The organism is Streptomyces sp. NPDC007905 (genome assembly GCF_042959345.1).
In the GTDB taxonomy this organism is placed as follows: domain Bacteria; phylum Actinomycetota; class Actinomycetes; order Streptomycetales; family Streptomycetaceae; genus Streptomyces.
The window spans coordinates 544,823-561,867 of sequence record NZ_JBIBKS010000001.1 but is presented as its reverse complement, the minus strand read 5'-3'; the positions used below and the strand labels follow the sequence as shown (position 1 = coordinate 561,867).

The following is a 17,045-nucleotide window of genomic DNA, read 5'->3' as shown; positions in this document are numbered from 1 at the left end:
AGCCCACCCGGCTGCCCACCGAGGGCACGGCCGAGCGGAAGAAGCCCAGCAGCACCCCGACCGTGGACGAGTACGGCCGCGTCCTCACCGAGGACGCCCGCGACGGGCGCCTCGACCCGGTGATCGGGCGCGACGACGAGGTCGAGCAGACCATCGAGGCCTTCTCCCGGCGCAGCGGACCTGCTCCTGGAGCACACCCGGCACCGACTGCACGCCCAGGACGTCTCCCTCGAGGTCACCGACGCGGCCGCCGATCTGCTCGCGGACATCGGCTACCAGCCCGACTTCGGCGCCCGTCCGCTGCGCCGCACCATCCAGCGCGAGGTGGACGACCGCCACGCAGACCTGCTGCTCTCCGGCCAACTCACCCCGGGCGACCGCGGTGGACGCGGCGGACGGCTCCGTGGTGATCCGCGCGGACAAGTCGGCCGGTGTCGAGGGCTGAGCCCGGGCCGCTCAGCGACCCGGCGAGAAGAGCGCGGCGAGACGTCGGTAGGAGTCCAGCAGCGCCGTACGGTCGTAGGTGCTGGTGGTGACCAGGACCTCGTCGGCGCCCGTCTCCTTCAGCACCGTCTCCAGTTCGTGGGCGACCCGGTCCGCGGTGCCGGCGATGTGACCGCCGAGACCGGACTCGTAGAAGTCGCGTTCCTTCGCGGTCATCGTGCGGTCCTGGATCTCCTCGGCCGGGGTCAGCGGCGGGAAGGTGCCGTGGGTCCGCGAGTACGCCATGGCCCAGGCCTCCGGGACCAGCAGCCGCCGCGCGGCTTGCGGAGTTCCGGCGACCGCGACCGTGCCGGAGATGACGACGTACGGCTCGGACGCCCACGGGGAGGGGCGGAACAGTGAGCGGTACTGGTCGATCCCGCGCAGCATCCGCTCGCGGCTCCTGAGGTCGCCGATGACCATCGGCAGGCCGGCGCGGGCCGCGATCCGCGCGCCCTCACCCATGGCCAGCACGAACGGCGGCACGCGCAGGCCTTCCGCCGGCCGGGCGCGCACCCCGGTCGGCGAGGTGCCGGCGAACCAGCCGAGCAGCTCGCCGAGCTGCGCCGCGAAGTCCTCGGCATCGTCCTTGTGCCGCCCGAGGGCCTTGCGCACCCCGCCGGTGAAGCCCACGGAACGGCCCAGCCCCATGTCGATCCGGCCCGGGAAGAGCGACTCCAGCACGCCGAACTGCTCGGCAACCACCAGGGGTTGGTGGTTGGGCAGCATGACCCCGCCGGTGCCGACCCGGATCGTGCGGGTCGCGGCGGCCACGGCGGCGGCGAGCACGGTCGGCGCGGATCCGGCGACGCCGGGCACGCCGTGGTGCTCGGAGACCCAGAAACGGTGGTAGCCGAGCGCCTCCGCCTCCCGTGCCAGCGCGACGGTGTCCCGCAGCGCCTCGGCGGGCGGGTGGCCCTCGCGGGTGCGGGAGCGGTCGAGGACGGAGAACCTGGTCCGGGCTGTCACTGCACTCACGCAGGGTTCAACACCGTGGCGGCCAGGGGATTCCCTCGTCACGAGCCGCCAGCGGGCGGCCACCGGCGGTTCGCTCGGGCAGATGCCGACCGCGGCGGTACGAGGCGCCGGACGTCCCGGCCGGCCGTCAGCGCCCCGTCCGGGCCCGGGCGCCCCGGGGGGCCCGGATCATCTGCAACTCCAGCGCGAGCGGCGGCTCGGCGAACCCCGGGCCGCCCGCCCGGGCCCACTCGGCCACCTCGGCCGTGCACTCGTCGTCCAGGGCGAACCCGATCCACGCCGGCCGGCCGCCCGCCCGCCGCCCCTCGGCCGAGGGGCGCACCACCATCACGTTCGCCTGGTCGCACGGCCCCAGACAGTCGCTCGTACACACCTCGAAGCCACCCTCGGCCGCGGCGGCCCGCAACCGCGCCAACCCGCCCAGATGATCGGCGCCGGGGTACTTGGCCGGGTTGCCGCAGCAGCAGCCCCGGCAGACGACGACGGTGCAGGGGCGGGCGGAGGCGTCCCGGAGAGCCCGGGGAACGGAAGACGGGGGAACGGAAGACATGGGAGAAGCATGAGCCCCGCGGCCCCCGGACGTTGACGCAGGGGTGGCTACAGTTGGCCCCGTGACAGAGAGCAGCGAGCGTCCGGTTGCCGTGTTCGACCTCGACAACACCCTTGCCGACACCGCCCACCGGCAGCATTTCCTGGAGGGCAGGCCGCGGGACTGGAACGGGTTCTTCGCGGCCGCGCCCGCGGATCCGCCGCTCGCCGAGGGTGTCTCGCTCGCTCTGGAGACGGCCCGGGAGTGCGAGATCGTGTACCTCACCGGGCGGCCCGAGCGCTGCCGCCGCGACACGCTGGACTGGCTCGCCGCCCAGGGGCTGCCCGAGGGACGCGTCCACATGCGGAGCAACACCGACCGCAGGCCCGCCCGGTTCACCAAGCTGGAGATCCTGCGCCGGCTCGCCCGGGACCGCGAGGTCCGATTTCTCGTCGATGACGACGAACTCGTGTGCGACGATGCCGAGCGCGCCGGATTCCCGGTCGTGCGGGCCCGCTGGGCCGCCGAGTCCGCAGCACTGCGGGACGCGCAGGAACGCGAGGGGCGGACCTGAGGTCCTACTCGCCGTCCTCGATGCGGAAACCCACCTTCAGGCCCACCTGGTAGTGCTCGATCCGGCCGTTCTCGATCTGACCGCGGACCTGGGTCACCTCGAACCAGTCCAGGTTCCGCAGGGTCTGGCCGGCACGCGCGATGCCGTTGCGGATGGCCTGGTCGATGCCCTCGTGCGAGGTGCCGACGATCTCGGTGACCCGGTAGGTGTGGTTCGTCATGCGGGTGCTCCTCTTCGCCATGAGGCCGCGCGCGGCGCACCTCACGTCCGTGGTGACCGGAATGTCACGCCCTACTCCACCGTGCCGTATCCGCGCCCGGCGCGCGAGACGACGCCCCCATACCCGGGGTAGCGCTTGACGTATGCATTGGTCCATACCAAAATCCGGTACACCCGTACGAGCCTTCCGCTCGTCCCCCCACGTCGGGCCCCCTTCCCTGTCCGCACCGCCCATGCCAGACAGAACAGGACCCCTCGTGAGACGCCGTCTGCTCGCCCTCATGTGTGTCACCGGCTCCCTCGTCAGCGCCTGCGGCCTCCTCCCGGGAGGGCACGACCGGCACACCGTGACCGTGTGGTTGATGAAGGACAGTGCCTCGAAGGGGTTTCTGCGGCGCTTCACCGAGGACTTCGAGCGCACCCACACGGACCTGCGCCTCGACATCCGCATCCAGGAGTGGACCGGCATCGTGGAGAAGGTCCGCAAGGCGCTCGAGAGCCACGCCGAGGACGCCCCCGACGTCATCGAGGTGGGCAACACCCAGGTCCCCCAGTACGTCGACGACGGCCGGCTCGCCAACCTGACGCTGGAGGCGGTGCGCGACTGGGGCAAGGACCAGTGGCTTCGCGGCCTCGCCGAACCCGGCCAGGAGGGCAGCAAACAGTACGGCGTGCCCTGGTACGCGGCCAACCGGGTCGTCGTCTACCGCAAGGACCTCTTCGAGCGGGCCGGCATCGCCGCCCCGCCGAGGACCCGCGACAAGTGGCTCGCCGACACCGAGAGACTCAACTCGGGCGGCGACCAGGGGATCTACCTCGCCGGACAGGACTGGTACACGCTCTCCGGCTTCATCTGGGACGAGGGCGGCGAACTCGCCGAGGAGAAGGACTACGAGTGGCGGGGCACCCTGGACACGCCGGCCGCCCTGCGCGGCATGGACTTCTACCGGCGGCTCCAGGCGCTGGGTGCGGGGCCTGTGGACTCGGACGAGGAACATCCGCCCCAGGCGGGGGTGTTCGCGGGCGGCAAGGTCGCGCAGATCATCGCCGTACCGGGGGTCGCCCAGTCGATCGTGCAGCAGAACCCCGGCCTCAAGGACAAGCTCGGCTTCTTCCCCGTGCCCGGAAAGACCGCCGCCCGGCCCGGTACGGTCTTCACCGGCGGCTCCGACCTCGTCGTCCCGCAGCACACCGACGACCAGTTCGCCGCGACCGCCGTCATCGGGGCCCTCACCGGCGCCAAGTGGGACACCGAACTCGCCCGGACCATGAACTACGTGCCCAACAAGACCACTCTGGCGGGCGCGGTCGCGGGGGAGGAGGGGGTCGCCGCCATGGCGGCGGGCGCCGCACACGGCCGGGCGACCCCCAACACCCCTCAGTGGGCCGTCGTCGAGGCCGACAACCCGATCAAGGGGTACATGACCAAGGTGCTCGGTGGGGCCGACCCGGCGACCGAGGCCCGCCGGGCCTCCCGCCGGATCACCGGAGCCCTCGCCACCGACCTGGGCTGACTCGGCGCAGCACGCTCGGCCACAGCGCTGGGCTGAGTCAGCGCAGCACGCTCAGCGACAGCGCGAAGCGGCTCTCGGCGTCCGTCCACCAGTGGGTCAACTCCAGTCCCGAGGCCGCGAGTTCGGCGGTCACTCCCTCCCTGTGGAACTTCGCCGACACCTCCGTGCGCAGTTCCTCGCCCGCCGCGAAGTGCACGGCGAGGTCCAGCGCGGGCACCTTGACGGTCTGCGCGGTGCGGGAGCGCAGCCGCATCTCGATCCACTCCTGCTCCGCGTCCCACAGCGCCACATGGTCGAAGGCTCCGGGGTCGAAGTCGGCGCCCAGCTCACGGTTCACGACGGCCAGGACGTTCTTGTTGAAGGTGGCCGTCACCCCCGCCGCGTCGTCGTACGCCCGGACCAGCGCCCGCTCGTCCTTGACCAGGTCCGTGCCGAGCAGCAGTCCGTCACCGGGTGCGAGCAGCGCGCGCACCGAGGCCAGGAACTTCTCCCGCTCGGCGGGCAGCAGATTGCCGATCGTGCCGCCGAGGAAGGCCAGCAGCCGCGGCCCCGGCGTGTCGGGCAGGGTCAGCGGGGCGGTGAAGTCGGCGATCAGCGCGTGCACGTCGAGCCGGGGCCGCTCCTCGACGAGCGCCTGCCCGGCCTGGGTGAGGGCGCTCTCGCTGACGTCGACGGCAACGTACGACCGCAGCGAGGTGAGCGCGTCGATCAGGAAGCGGGTCTTCTCCGAGGAGCCGGAACCCAGCTCGATCAGGGTGCGGGCGCCGCTGGCCGCGGCGATCTCGCCGGACCGGGCGGCGAGGATCTCGCGTTCGGCCCGCGTCGGGTAGTACTCGGGCAGTTCCGTGATCTGCTCGAACAGCTCGCTGCCCAGGGCGTCGTAGAACCACTTCGGGGGCAGCGACTTGGGGCTGACGTTGAGGCCGTGCAGGACGTCGGCGCGCAGCGCGGCGTCCGTCGCGTCCTCGGGGAGGGTGCGGGTGACGTGCAGGGGACTCACGAACAGGGCTCCTTCGGTGATGGGGGCGCCCCCGCTCGAGCGGAGTCGAGAGTGGGGGAGGACGCCGGGTCCTCGAGCGGGGCGAGCAGCACGCCGGCGCGGCTCGCCGTGAGCACGGTGCGGTCGGGGACCTCCTGCCAGAGCGGGTCGTCGTCGTAGGGCTCGGAGGCGACGACCGTGGTCAGGCCGGGCTCCGTGCGGTACCAGAGGCTGTCGCCCCAGGCGGTGGCGGCGATGGTGGCACCGTCGGTGAGCAGCAGGTTCAGCCGGGAGGCGGGGGCCGCCTCGGCGAGGCGGCGAACCGTTTCAGCGAGGGCCTGGGCGGGGTCGTCCCCGGTGCGCAGCCGGTGCAGGACCAGCGCCCACACGAACGCCGAGTCGGTGCGCGCCTGCAGCGACAGCAGGTCGACCGGGGGCAGGGCGGACACCAGCGGCGCCGCCGCGTCCGGCCAGCCGGCGATGGCGCCGTTGTGGCTGAACAGCCACCGCCCGGCGGCGAAGGGCGCCGCCGCGGCCTCGGCGTCCGCGCCCGCGAGGGTCGCGTCGCGCACCGCGGCGAGCACGGCGCCGGTGCGCACGACCCGGGCCAGGTCGGCGAAGGACAGGTCCGCCCAGATCGGCCCGGCCCGCCGGTAGCGGGCCGGCGCCGGATCGTCCGGAGCGTACCAACCCACCCCGAAACCATCGGCGTTGACCGTCCCGTACCGCTGCCGCCGGGGCGCCCACGACTGCCGGTACAGGCTGTGCGGCGGCTCCACGAGGAGCCGCCCGAGCGGCTCCTCGGCTCCCAGGTACGCCAGGTGACGGCACATCAGACCGACTCCGAGCGGGCGGTGCGGAACCCGGAGAAGATCTGCCGCCGGATCGGGTAGTCCCAGTTGCGGAACGTGCCCCGGCAGGCCACCGGGTCCACGGCGAACGAACCGCCGCGCAGCACCTTGTGGTCGGAGCCGAAGAACACTTCCGAGTACTCCTTGTACGGGAACGCCGTGAACCCCGGGTACGGCAGGAAGTCGCTCGCCGTCCACTCCCACACGTCCCCGATCAACTGCCGCACGCCGAGCGGCGAAGCACCGGCCGGGTAGCTGCCGGCGGGAGCGGGCCTGAGGTGCCGCTGACCCAGGTTGGCGTGCTCCGGCCCCGGGTCGGCGTCGCCCCACGGGTAGCGGGTCGAGCGGCCGGTGGCCGGGTCGTACCGGGCGGCCTTCTCCCACTCCGCCTCGGTGGGCAGCCGGCGACCCGCCCAGCGGGCGTAGGCGTCCGCCTCGTACCAGCACACGTGCAGCACCGGCTCGTCGGGCGGCACCACCTCGGTGACCCCGAAGCGGCGCCTGAGCCACTGGCTGCCCTCACGACGCCAGAACAGCGGGGCCGTGAGGGAGTGCTGCCGGACGTGCGCCCAGCCCGCCGGTGTCCACCAGCGCTCGGAGTCGTAGCCGCCGTCCTCGATGAACGCCAGGTAGGCCGCGTTCGTCACCGGCGCGGTGTCGAACCAGAACGGCGCCACGTCCACCGGGTGCGCCGGGCGCTCGTTGTCCAGCGCCCACGGCTCGGTGGAGGTGCCCATGGTGAACGGACCGCCGGGAACGAGGACTTCGGCCGGGCCGGGGAACAGCGGGCCCGGTTCGGGGTCGGGGGCGGTCAGGGCCGGCGGGCCCTTGCGCAGCTGATGGGTGATCAGCATCGTCTCGTCGTGCTGCTGTTCGTGCTGCGCGATCATCCCGAAGGTGAACCCGGCCTCGGTGAGTCGGGTGCCGTGGAAGTCCGCGGCCGCCAGCAGGTCCAGCGCCCGGCCGCGCACCTCGGCCGCGTAACCGCGGGCCTCGGCGGGCGGCAGCAGCGGCAGCGAGGGCCGCTCGGAACGAGGGTGTTCGAAGGCGTCGTACAGGCCGTCGATCTCGGGCCGCAGCGCCTCCCGGCCGCCGACCGCCCGCAGCAGCCACAGCTCCTCCTGGTTGCCGATGTGCGCGAGGTCCCACACCAGCGGCGACATCAGCGGGGAGTGCTGTGCGGTGAGGTCCGGTTCCTCCACGCAGCTCGTCAGCAGCGTGGTGCGGGAGCGGGCGGTGGTGAGGGAGGCGAGCGCGCGCTCGCGCAGCGCCTCGGCGTCCGGCTCCGTGGCCGTGACGTCGGTCTCGGGCGCGGTCATGTGCGGATGTCCTTCCTCCCGTGGGCAGTGCGGGTGCCCCCGGTCGAGCGAGGTCGAGATGCGGGGCCCGTGCCGCGCAGGCGGTCCAGCAGGTCGTCCGCCGGGCAGCGGCCCCGGACGACGTAGCGGTCCAGGTACGCCGCCACGGCGTCGACGACCGCGGGGGTGGCGCCGAGCCGGGGCAGCGCCTGCAGCGCCGCGGTGAAACAGGCGACGGCGGCCTCGCGCAGATCGGGGTCGCCGAGCCCCTGCCGGGCCGCGTCGATCCACAGCGGATTGAGCGGGGCGGGCAGGTTCAGGGACCGCTCCAGCAGGGGTTTCACCGCCTGGTGCGCGGCGTCGGCGGCCTCCGGGTCGTCGAACAGCGCCGCAGTCACCGCGAGCGGCACGATCCAGCCGTGGTCGCCGGGCTGCGCGTCGATCATGCGCAGCTCCAGATGACCGCGCGGCCGGACCGGCGGGAACAGGGTGGTCAGGTGGTAGTCGAGATCCGCCCGGGTGGGCGGCCGGGGCGCCCGCGAGCGGGTCCATTCGCGGAAGGTCAGGCCCTCGGGAACGTCCCACGGGCCGCCGTCGCGGCGGACGCACATCACCGGGGCGTCCAGGACGTGCCGGGCCCAGGCGGCCCGTGGCTCCCCGTCCGGCGGGGGAGCGCCCGCCCGGCCGGCGCCGATCTCCATCCACAGCAGCTGCCGGGTGGACATCCATCCCGTGGGCTCCCGGCCGACGAGCGGCGAGTTGGCGAACGCGGCCACCAGCACCGCGCCCAGCTGGTGGGCCAGCCACCAGCGCCGCTCGTGCCCGAGGGGCCCGGGGTCCTCGTGGCCGGCGTCCACGCACACCTGCACGGAGGCGGAGGCGCACATCATGTGCCGGCCGGCCGTACCGGTGCGGTCGAGGCTGGTCTCCATGGCGTCGTAGCGCGGCTCGCGCAGGAACCGGCGGGGTGCGTGCCAGGGGTCATGGCCGAAGCCGACGAGCCCGAGGCCGTCCTCGGCGAGGACAGCGCGGACGATGTCCAGGTCGGCCGAGACGGTGTCTATGCACTCCATCAGGGAGGCGGCGGGCGGCGAACTCAGCTCCAGCTGGCCGCCGGGTTCGATCGTCAGCGGCGACCGCAGCGGCACGGTCCGCAGGGTGGCGTAGGCCGCTTCGAGTCGTTCGGGTGTCACCGGGAGCTGCGGCAGCCGCAGCTCGTGGACGAGCCACTCCACTTCGACCCCGAGCGTGCGGGGCGGGCCGGTCTTGAAGCAGATGCCCCGGACCAGGGCCTCCACCTCGGCTTCGGTGACCACGGTGCGGTGCTCCGTACAGTCACCACCATCGCGTATTGAGTCGGACATGTCGGGATCCTCCTGAGATTCCACCATGCCACCGGCCCGGCCACCGGTGGGCCGCGCCGGCACTCGTTCCACCCAAGACCCTCGCGCCGAATGGCACAAGAGTGCCCAGCGGGACGTTCGGGATCGGTAATCTCCGTTTTCTCGCGCGTTTCCAGACCGTTCCGGGGGCCGGGAAACTCCGTTGCACCGCATCACCAGCATCACCCAGGATGCGTCCATGAGCACGACGGGGGATTCCGCGCGGGCCGCGGTCGTGGCGCCCACGGGGGTGGCGCCATGAGCGCGCGTCTGCGCGGAATCGCGACGGAGACCGAGCAGATCGTGGCGGCGGGCGCGTACCGCCTGGCGGACGGCCGGCAGGTGTCCGTGGCGGCGGCGATCGAGGCCGCCCGGGCGGGCACGCGGATGTACGGGCCCGAGCCGGTGCAGGTGCCCCCGGCAGCGGACGCGGAGCCGATCTTCGAGGTCACGGGCGAGAGCAGCCTGGAAGCCGCCCGCCGCTCGGCGGACGCACCGGTCGCCGTCCTGAACTTCGCCTCGGCCCGCAATCCCGGCGGCGGCTACCTGAACGGCGCCCAGGCCCAGGAGGAGGCCCTGTGCCGCGCCTCGGCGCTGTACACCTGCCTCCTGCGGGGCCGGGAGTTCTACGACCACCACCGCGCCCACCGTGACCCGTTCTACACGGACCGGGTGATCCACAGCCCTGCCGTGCCGGTGTTCCGCGACGACCGGGGCCGGCTGCTGCCGGAGCCGTACCTGGCGGGCTTCCTGACCGCCGCCGCCCCCAACGCGGGCGTCGTACGGCGTACGGCACCGGAGCGCGCCGGTGAACTGCCGGCCGCCCTGGCCCGGCGGGCCGAACGGGTCCTGGAGACCGCCGCCGCCCAGGGCTACCGGCGGCTCGTGCTCGGCGCCTGGGGCTGCGGGGTCTTCCGGAACGACCCCGCGCAGGTCGCGGGGGTTTTCCGGGCGCTGCTCGGGCCCGGCGGCCGGTTCGCGCGGTCGTTCGAACGCGTGGTGTTCGGCATCCTGGACCGCACCCAGGGATCGCCGGTCCGGGAGGCCTTCGTACGGGCGTTCCCGGAGCGCACGCATCCGGTCGCGCGGTAGTGCCGGTCAGGTCCAGCCGTACCGCTCGTGGAGCCGCTGCCGGACCAGGCTGAACCTCATCCGGTCGAGCGCGCACGCCTCACGGCGCATGCCCGTTTCGTGCAGCCGCAGTACGCGGTCCACGTCCACCCACGAGTCGCGGCCCGACCGGTCCCACGGGCCGCTGCCGATCGCCACCCACTCCCGGTCGCCGTCGTGCCGCTTGCTGGACAGCTGGACGGCGAGGAAGGTGCCCGCCGCCTCCCGTGCGACGACGAGCACCGGGCGGTCCTTGCCACGGCCGTCGTTCTCCTCGAAGGGCACCCACGTCCAGACGATCTCCCCGGGGTCCGGGTCGCCGTCGTGCGCGGGGGAGTACTCGGTGCGCACCGTGCCGACCTCACGCGGGTCGGCCTCGGCGGTGGCGTGGGGGCCGTAACGGCCCGGGACGTTCTCATCGGTGTACGTGCTCACGCAGGCACCCTAGAGCCTGCCCGGCCATGTCCGCCCGCCCCCTCCGGGCGGACGACGGGAATTGCCGGAGAGGCCTGAATGGTCCGGTCTTGGAGCGCAACGGGCGCCCGCCGGCTCAGGGTTGCGCCGGTGAGGTGTTCGCGCGGGACTGGATCCGCATGCCGGGGCGGCGGCTGTGCGCGGTGAGGGAGGCGAGGCCGCTCCCGCCGGCGGTGATGCTGCGCGTGGAGCCGTGCGGCAGCCGGAGCAGGGTGCCCCCGGTGAGCGGCTCGGGCTTCTCCGAGGGGCCCTTGCCGAGCCCGCCGTCCCCGGAGACGATGAGGAGCAGGACGTCCAGGTGCGGCTCGCAGTGGGACGTGATGCGGTCGCCCGGGGCGAGCCGGATGACGTTGGCGTCCAACTGGCGCCCGCTCTCGGTCAGTTTCCACAGCACCCCGGCCGGTACCGGCGGGGCGCCGACCAGTGCGCGGGTGTCGCACAGGACCTGCGGATCCGTCCGCCCCCGCCTCAACCACAGGTCCGATCGCGTCCTCGCGGGCGAGGACCTGCCCCGCTCGCGCTGTCACCTCCGGTACATGGCGCTGGGGGGCGGCAACGTCGTGGTCCTGCTCGTCCTGGGGACCGGCCTGCTCGGCGCGTGACCTGGTCGGCACAGGGACCCGTACGGCCGCCTCTCACACGGGGGGACGTGCCGCATGCCCACCCCGAGCGGATAGGGAAGAAGCGCCCGTTCGCCGGGCTCACCCTCGACCCCGCGCCGACCCCGGCCGCGACCGACCGGCCGCTGACGACGGCCGGGCCGGGGCCCCCTGGTGCGGGCCCCGGCCCGGCCGCCTAGTTCTCCTGCTCCACCGGAACCTTCTGCGAGGCAGGAGCCGCCACCCCGTTGAGGGACGGTGCGGTGTCCTCCGCCGTCCGGCCGTTCTGATTCATCGACGCGAGCAGCTGACGGGCGAGGCCGAGGCCCGTGCCGCCCATCGTGAGCGCCTTGGCGAACAACTCGGTCATGCCGTCGGCGCCGTTGAGCAGCACCATGTTGTCCACGTTGCCGAACGCGGACGCGCCGGCCTGGACGATCTCCGGCCAGTTCTCGGCGAGTTGCTGGGCGACGACCGCCTCCTGGTTCTCGGCGAGGGCGGCGGCCCGGGCCTTGAGGGCCTCCGCCTCCGCGAGGCCCTTGGCCCTGGTCGCCTCGGCCGCGGCCAGGCCCTTGGCCTGCGCGGCAGCGGCCTCCGCCTCACCGGTGGCCCGGGTCGCCGAGGCCGTGGCCTCACCTCGCGTCCTGGTGGCCTCCGCCTCGGCACCCGCGGCCGTCTTCACCCGGGTCGCCTCGGCCGCCGCCGCGAGTTCCGTCTCCTTCGCCTTGGCCTGTGCCGCCGAGATGCGCGCGTCGCGCTCGGCCTCGGCCAGCGTCCGCTTCTCGTAGGCCTGGGCGTCGGCGGGCTTGCGGACGTCCGCCTGCAGCTGCTGTTCCCTGCGGTGCGCCTCCAGTTCGGCGACCCGGGTCTCCTGGACGACGACCTCCTGCCGGGCGCCCGCGTCGGCGAGCGGACCGGCCTGCCGGGCCTTCGCCGCCGCCTTGTCCCGTTCGGCCTGGTAGCCGGCCTGGAGGATCTCGCTGTCCCTGGTGGCCTCCGCCATCCGGGCGAACGACTGCTGCTCGGCCTCGGTGGCGAGACGATTCGCCTCCGCCTGTGCGATGCGCGCGTCCCGCTGCACGGCCGCCGCGTGCGGGGCGGCCAGGTTCTGGATGTATCCCGTCGGGTCCTCGATCTCGTGGATCTGCAGCGAGTCGACGATCAGGCCGAGCTTCTCCATCTCCGAACCACAGGCCGCCCGGGTCTGCCCGGTCAGCTTCTCCCGGTCACGGATCATGTCCTCGACCGTCAACCCGCCCACGATCGACCGGAGATGACCGGCGAAGACGTTGTGCACCCGCTCCGCCATCATCTTCTGCTGGTCCAGGAAACGGCGGGCCGCGTTCGCGATCGACACGAAGTCGTCGCCCACCTTGAAGATGACCACGCCCCGCACCTTGAGCGGGATGCCCTGGTGGGTCACGCAGTCCACGTGCAGTTCGGTCTCGTTCAGGTCGAGGGAGAGCTTGCGCACCGCCTGCACGCCGGGCAGCACCAGCGTGCCGCGCCCCGTGACGATGCGGAAGCCCATGCCCTCCTCAAGGCCCTCGGTGCGGTGCTTGGAACCGGAGATGACGAGCGCCTCGTTCGGCTCGGCGACCCGCCACATCATCTTGAACAGACCGATCAATACGAGAACGGCAGCGACTGCCACCCCCGCAACGACGCCGACAACCATCGGCATACGCCCCCTTTGCATGGTGCCCTCTCGGCACCGAACGAAGGGAGTGTGCTCTCGCGGGGGCCCCGGGAGAAGACGCTGAGGGATCCTTGTTGCAATCTTGACGCGTACCGCCCTCACCTGCGGCGGAGCGCGCTCAGTTGTCGTAGGCGGCGGTGACGTACACCGTCCTCGGTGGCAGGTACTCCACCACCATTACCACCGTGCCCCGCTCGATCCGGGCCGTACTGTCGGCCGCGTAGGCGAGGAAGTGCTCGGCGCCGCCGCGCACCCGGACGATCACCTCGCCGACCAGCCCGGGCCCGACCGTCCCCGTCACCCGCCCCATGAGCCCGACCATCGACGCATCGTCCATGGTCACAGCGTACGGGCGCAACGTGCTCCTGCCGCCGCTCGCGAATCGCCGACCGCCGCGCTGCCAGGGGCGTGTGCCCTCACACCACCGCCGAGTCCATGTCCGCCTCCCGCGGCGGCCACAGCTCGTGCCAGCGCAGCTCCGCCTCCAGCTGGGCGGCGAGGGCGACCAGCAGCGGCTCGCTGTTGGCCGGGCCGAGCAGTTGGGCGCCCACTGGGAGGCCTTCGCCGACGAAGCCGGCGGGCACGTTGACGCCGGGCCAGCCGAGGACGTTCCACGGCCAGGCGTACGGGCAGGCGGCGATCATGGCGCGGTCGGTGGCAAGTCCGCCGAGCCGGGACAGGGCGCCGATCGCGGGCGGGGGAGCGGCCGTCGTGGGGGCGAGGACCACGTCGTACGACTCGAAGAACGCGCCGATCCGCCGGTGCAGGACGGCCTCGGCGCGCCGGGCCGCCCGCAGCGGGGCCCCGCCGAGCAGCCGGCCCAGCCGGGCCGCGCCCCGGGTGCGCGGGTCGAGCAGTGCGGGGTCGGGGGACTCGCGGACCCAGTCGGCGATGCCGGCGGTGGCGCGCGGCACGAAGGTCAGCCCGATCTGTCCGTAGGGCGGGTCGGCCTCCTCGACGGCGTGCCCCGACGCGGCGAGCCGTTCGGCGACTTCGAGGATCCGGTCCCGGACTTCCGGGCGCAGCCGCGCGGGTACCGCGGTGAACGGCGGCTTCAGGGACAGCGCGATGCGCAGCCGGCCGGGATCGCGGCCGACCGCCTCCGACACCGTGAGCGCGGGCGGCCGGTGCGGGTCCCGCTCGTGGTTGCCGCCGGCCGCGTCCAGCAGCAGGGCGGCGTCGGCGACCGTACGGGCCAGCGTGCCGTTGACCGTGATGCCGTGGAAGGACTCGCCGCGCGGCCAGGTGGAGATGCGCCCGCGCTGTGGCTTGATGCCGATCAGATGGGTCCAGGACGCCGGGATCCGCACCGAGCCGGCCCCGTCCGAGCCGAGCGCGGCCGGGACCAGACCGGCGGCCACCGCCGCAGCCGAGCCCCCCGAGGAGCCGCCCGGGGTGTGGCCGGTGTGCCAAGGGTTGCGGGTCTCCCCGAACGCGGGGCCCTCCGTGAACGGCCACTGCCCCAGCTCGCAGGTGTTCGTCTTGCCGATGATCACGGCCCCGGCCGCCCGCAGCCGGCGTACCGCCTCTCCGTCCTGCGCGACCGGCGGGAAGTCGCCGCGGCAGCCGAACGCGGTCGGCTCGCCCGCCACGTCCATGTCGTCCTTCACCGCCACCGGCACCCCGAGCAGCGGCCGGCGCGCTCCGCCGGCCAACTCGCGGTCGGCGGCGTCCGCTTCGGCGAGCGCGGCCTCGGCGCGTACGACCCGGAAGGCGTTCAGGGTCGGCTGGGTGGCCTCGATCCGGGCCAGGGCCTGCTCCACCAGCGTGCGTGAGGTCACCTCCCCGTCGGCGAGCGCGCGGACGGACTCCGCGAGGCCTGCGGCACGGTCTGGCATCATGGCGGGAGCACCTCCGGGAGCACGATGTCTACCGAACGGTAACCTCTGGAGGGTGGGGGCCGTACGGGTTTCGCACAGGTGGCGTCCAGCCGGGTTCGAACCGCGGTCTTGCGCTCCTCCGCGCGGTGGCCGCACTCGCGCCGAACGCTGGGGCCGCCCCACTCCCGCCGAACACCGGGGGTCGCCTCACCCCACCGAAAACCTGCCGGGCGAGAGCGGAACGGATCCGTCAGGCAACCGGCGTGGGACCGCACCCCTCCTATCTGTCGAGTGAGCCGTACCGGGCCACGCGCCGCCCTCCGTGCCATGCCCTTGCCCGCCCCACGCGCCGACAGGAGCTCTCGTTTGGACCGCACCGAGCCCCCGCCCTCCGCAGGGCCGTCCCGCCGCAGGTTCATCGTGTACACGGTGGCCGCGACCACCCTGACGGTCGCCGCCCCGCTCGCCTGCACCCCCTCTCCCGCGGAAGGCGCCGAGCCCGTCCGCACGGACCCGGGCTCCGGCGTCCTGGTGACCGGCACCGACGAGGAGATGCTGGTCCTGGAGGTCACGGCGGCCAATCACGTCGTCGTACGACTGCCTCGGGCCGAGGTCGGACAGGGCATCACCACCGCCGTCGCCATGATGATCGCCGAGGAGCTGGACGCCCGCCTCACCGACGTCCGCATGCCGCTCGCCGACGCCCGCACCAAGGGCAACCAGTACACCGGTGGGTCGAGTTCGGTGAGTTCGCTGTACGGGCCGGCCCGGCAGCTCGCCGCCACCGCCCGGGCCAGGCTGGTGACCGCCGCCGCCCGCCGCTGGCACCTGCCCGCCCGGTCCCTGCGCACCCGGGACACCATGGTCGTCGCCCCGGACGGGCGCACCGCCACCTTCGGCTCACTGACCCGGAGCGCCTCCCGGATCCACCGCCCCGACGTCCCGGACCGGCCCAAGCCGCCGTCCCGGCACCGGGTGATCGGCCGGCCGACGACCAGGATCGACGCGCGGGACATCGTCACCGGACGGGCGAAGTACGCCGGGGACCTGGCGGTCGCCGGGGTGAAGCCCACGGTGGTGGCCCGGCCGCCGACGATCCGGGGCAGGCTCGTCTCGGTCGACGACCGGGCCGCCCGCGCCCTGCCCGGCGTCCACGCGGTGGTCCGGCTGCCCGGCGGGGTCGCCGTCGTCGCGGACACCTTTCACCACGCCTTCCGCGCCCGGGACGCCCTCCGCCTCACCTGGGCGCCGGGCCCGCTCGCCGCCCTGTCGGACGCACAGATACGCGCCCGGCTGAAGGCCGCCGTTCCCCGGCTCGGCACCCCGCCCCACGGATCGGCCCCGGTCTCGGGCGAGTTCGCGTTCGCCTTCGTCGGCCATGCCCCGATGGAGGTGCTCACGGCGGTGGCGGACGTCCGTGCCGACCGCGCGGAGCTGTGGTTCTCCTCCCAGACCCCGATGGAGGCGCGGGACGCCGTCGCCGAGGCGGTCGGCCTGCGGCCCTCGGCGGTCCAGGTCCATGTCGTGCGCGCCGGTGGCTCGTTCGGCCGCCGGCTGAACTTCGATGCGGCGATCGAGGCGGCGCTGGTCTCCAAGGCGGCCCGTCGCCCGGTGAAGCTGATGTGGAGCCGGGGCGACGACATCCGGCACGGCCGTATGCGCCCCGCCAGCCACCACCGGATCCGGGCCAGTGTGGCCGGCGGCCGGGTGGTGGCCTTCGAACAGGTGATGGCCTCGGTTTCGGAGTCGTACGACGACAGGGGACTGTCCGCGCAGGGCGGCATCGCCACCCGGTCCGGTCCGCTGCCCAGCGGCACGGGCCTGTACAACTTCGGCCGCGTCTCCGGCGATTCGGGCGGCATCGAGCTGGCCGTGCCGCTCGGCGCATGGCGGTCCGTGGACTCCGGGACCGTGCGCACCGCGGAGGAGATCGTCGTGGACGAGATCGCCCGCAGTCTCGGCAAGGACCCGGTGGCCTTCCGCCGGACGACCCTGCGGAGCAAGGCGGTCAGGGCGGTGCTCGACAAGGTGGCGAGCGCCGGCCACTGGGGCCGCGCCATGCCCGAGGGCCTCGCCCAGGGCGTCGCCGTGCACGAGGAGTACGGCTCCTGCGTGGCCTGCCTCGCCGAGATCGACGCGAGCGATCCGAAGAACCCCCGGGTGACCAAGGTGGTGATGGCCGCCGATGTGGGCCTCGCGGTCAACCCCCGTGGTCTGGAGGCCCAGTTGATGGGTGCGGCGACCGACGGGATCTCCGTCGTCCTGCAGGCGGGCCTGCACATCGACAAGGGTGCCGTGCGCGAAGGCAGCTTCGCCGACTTCCGCTACGCCCGGCAGCGCAACGCCCCGCTCGCCTTCGAGGCGCACATCCTGCCCTCGACCGGGGAGCCGGGCGGCGCCGGCGAGCTCGGCGTCCCCGCGGCGTCCGGAGCGGTCGCCAACGCCTACGCCCGCGCGACCGGCACCGTACCCCGCCGGTTTCCGCTCACCTTCTGACCGGCGCCGCACCCTCCGCCCCTCCGACGCTCCGCCCCTC

17 protein-coding genes and 1 pseudogene are annotated in these 17,045 nt (G+C 73.7%); 6 read left to right on the top strand and 12 right to left on the bottom strand.

Annotation, left to right across the window (positions count from 1 at the left end; genetic code table 11):
* Positions 1–180 precede the first annotated feature (180 nt).
* Positions 181–318, top strand: a pseudogene (locus tag ACFZDC_RS02795) (hypothetical protein); the annotation flags it as partial.
* A 138-nt stretch (positions 319–456) separates the two neighbouring features.
* Here ACFZDC_RS02795 and ACFZDC_RS02790 read toward each other — a convergent pair.
* Together ACFZDC_RS02790 and ACFZDC_RS02785 are read right to left on the bottom strand one after the other, a co-directional pair.
* Positions 457–1,461 carry an MsnO8 family LLM class oxidoreductase gene (locus ACFZDC_RS02790; protein WP_391319549.1) on the bottom strand — a complete coding sequence of 335 codons (1,005 nt, stop codon included), beginning with the start codon at positions 1,459–1,461 and terminating at the stop codon, positions 457–459.
* 127 nt (positions 1,462–1,588) lie between these two features.
* On the bottom strand, positions 1,589–2,011 hold the full coding sequence (locus tag ACFZDC_RS02785) for a (2Fe-2S) ferredoxin domain-containing protein (RefSeq protein ID WP_391319548.1): 423 nt from the start codon (positions 2,009–2,011) through the stop codon (positions 1,589–1,591).
* Positions 2,012–2,072: 61 nt separating this feature from the next.
* Between ACFZDC_RS02785 and ACFZDC_RS02780 the strand changes: the two genes are divergently transcribed.
* The gene (locus ACFZDC_RS02780; protein ID WP_391319547.1) at positions 2,073–2,564 is read left to right on the top strand and encodes a hypothetical protein; all 492 of its coding nucleotides are present in this window, start codon (positions 2,073–2,075) and stop codon (positions 2,562–2,564) included.
* A gap of 4 nt (positions 2,565–2,568) precedes the next feature.
* On the opposite strand, the gene ACFZDC_RS02775 is transcribed toward ACFZDC_RS02780, so the two are convergent.
* Positions 2,569–2,784, bottom strand: a complete 216-nt coding sequence (locus ACFZDC_RS02775) for a dodecin (RefSeq protein ID WP_391319546.1) — start codon at positions 2,782–2,784, stop codon at positions 2,569–2,571.
* A 256-nt stretch (positions 2,785–3,040) separates the two neighbouring features.
* Here ACFZDC_RS02775 and ACFZDC_RS02770 point away from each other — a divergent pair, with 256 nt between their 5' ends.
* A complete protein-coding gene (locus ACFZDC_RS02770) occupies positions 3,041–4,297 on the top strand; it encodes an extracellular solute-binding protein (protein WP_391319545.1) in 1,257 nt (418 codons plus the stop codon).
* Between the two features lie 37 nt (positions 4,298–4,334).
* On the opposite strand, the gene egtD is transcribed toward ACFZDC_RS02770, so the two are convergent.
* The 4 genes from egtD to egtA are packed head-to-tail and all read right to left on the bottom strand — an operon-like array spanning position 4,335 to position 8,789.
* Positions 4,335–5,297: an L-histidine N(alpha)-methyltransferase gene (gene egtD, locus ACFZDC_RS02765; RefSeq protein ID WP_391319544.1), complete on the bottom strand. Its 963-nt coding sequence runs from the start codon at positions 5,295–5,297 to the stop codon at positions 4,335–4,337.
* Positions 5,294–6,109 carry an ergothioneine biosynthesis protein EgtC gene (gene egtC / locus ACFZDC_RS02760; RefSeq protein ID WP_391319543.1) on the bottom strand — a complete coding sequence of 272 codons (816 nt, stop codon included), beginning with the start codon at positions 6,107–6,109 and terminating at the stop codon, positions 5,294–5,296. The genes egtD and egtC overlap by 4 nt, the downstream gene beginning before the upstream one ends.
* Positions 6,109–7,446 carry an ergothioneine biosynthesis protein EgtB gene (gene egtB, locus ACFZDC_RS02755; RefSeq protein ID WP_391319542.1) on the bottom strand — a complete coding sequence of 446 codons (1,338 nt, stop codon included), beginning with the start codon at positions 7,444–7,446 and terminating at the stop codon, positions 6,109–6,111. Before egtB ends, egtC begins: the two co-directional genes overlap by 1 nt.
* Positions 7,443–8,789 (bottom strand): ergothioneine biosynthesis glutamate--cysteine ligase EgtA, encoded by a 1,347-nt coding sequence (gene egtA / locus ACFZDC_RS02750; RefSeq protein WP_391319541.1) that lies wholly within the window; start codon positions 8,787–8,789, stop codon positions 7,443–7,445. Before egtA ends, egtB begins: the two co-directional genes overlap by 4 nt.
* Before the next feature lie 276 nt (positions 8,790–9,065).
* On the opposite strand from egtA, the gene ACFZDC_RS02745 reads away from it, so the two are divergent.
* The gene (locus tag ACFZDC_RS02745; RefSeq protein ID WP_391319540.1) at positions 9,066–9,899 is read left to right on the top strand and encodes a TIGR02452 family protein; all 834 of its coding nucleotides are present in this window, start codon (positions 9,066–9,068) and stop codon (positions 9,897–9,899) included.
* A 6-nt stretch (positions 9,900–9,905) separates the two neighbouring features.
* On the opposite strand, the gene ACFZDC_RS02740 is transcribed toward ACFZDC_RS02745, so the two are convergent.
* Both ACFZDC_RS02740 and ACFZDC_RS02735 read right to left on the bottom strand, forming a co-directional pair.
* The gene (locus ACFZDC_RS02740; protein ID WP_391319539.1) at positions 9,906–10,352 is read right to left on the bottom strand and encodes a type II toxin-antitoxin system PemK/MazF family toxin; all 447 of its coding nucleotides are present in this window, start codon (positions 10,350–10,352) and stop codon (positions 9,906–9,908) included.
* 115 nt (positions 10,353–10,467) lie between these two features.
* Positions 10,468–10,863 carry a hypothetical protein gene (locus ACFZDC_RS02735; protein WP_391319538.1) on the bottom strand — a complete coding sequence of 132 codons (396 nt, stop codon included), beginning with the start codon at positions 10,861–10,863 and terminating at the stop codon, positions 10,468–10,470.
* Positions 10,864–11,040: 177 nt separating this feature from the next.
* Here ACFZDC_RS02735 and ACFZDC_RS02730 point away from each other — a divergent pair, with 177 nt between their 5' ends.
* Positions 11,041–11,190 carry a hypothetical protein gene (locus ACFZDC_RS02730; protein WP_391319537.1) on the top strand — a complete coding sequence of 50 codons (150 nt, stop codon included), beginning with the start codon at positions 11,041–11,043 and terminating at the stop codon, positions 11,188–11,190.
* Here the strand turns inward: ACFZDC_RS02730 and ACFZDC_RS02725 are convergent.
* From ACFZDC_RS02725 to ACFZDC_RS02715, 3 genes are all read right to left on the bottom strand, one after another.
* Positions 11,187–12,674, bottom strand: a complete 1,488-nt coding sequence (locus tag ACFZDC_RS02725; RefSeq protein WP_391319536.1) for an SPFH domain-containing protein — start codon at positions 12,672–12,674, stop codon at positions 11,187–11,189. The genes ACFZDC_RS02730 and ACFZDC_RS02725 overlap by 4 nt on opposite strands.
* 133 nt (positions 12,675–12,807) lie before the next feature.
* Complete coding sequence (locus tag ACFZDC_RS02720; RefSeq protein ID WP_391319535.1) at positions 12,808–13,026, bottom strand: hypothetical protein; 219 nt, start codon at positions 13,024–13,026, stop codon at positions 12,808–12,810.
* 79 nt (positions 13,027–13,105) lie between these two features.
* The gene (locus ACFZDC_RS02715; RefSeq protein ID WP_391319534.1) at positions 13,106–14,530 is read right to left on the bottom strand and encodes an amidase; all 1,425 of its coding nucleotides are present in this window, start codon (positions 14,528–14,530) and stop codon (positions 13,106–13,108) included.
* A gap of 396 nt (positions 14,531–14,926) precedes the next feature.
* On the opposite strand from ACFZDC_RS02715, the gene ACFZDC_RS02710 reads away from it, so the two are divergent.
* Entirely contained in the window at positions 14,927–17,005 is a 2,079-nt protein-coding gene (locus ACFZDC_RS02710; protein ID WP_391319720.1) for a molybdopterin cofactor-binding domain-containing protein, read from the top strand.
* Positions 17,006–17,045: the final 40 nt, after the last annotated feature.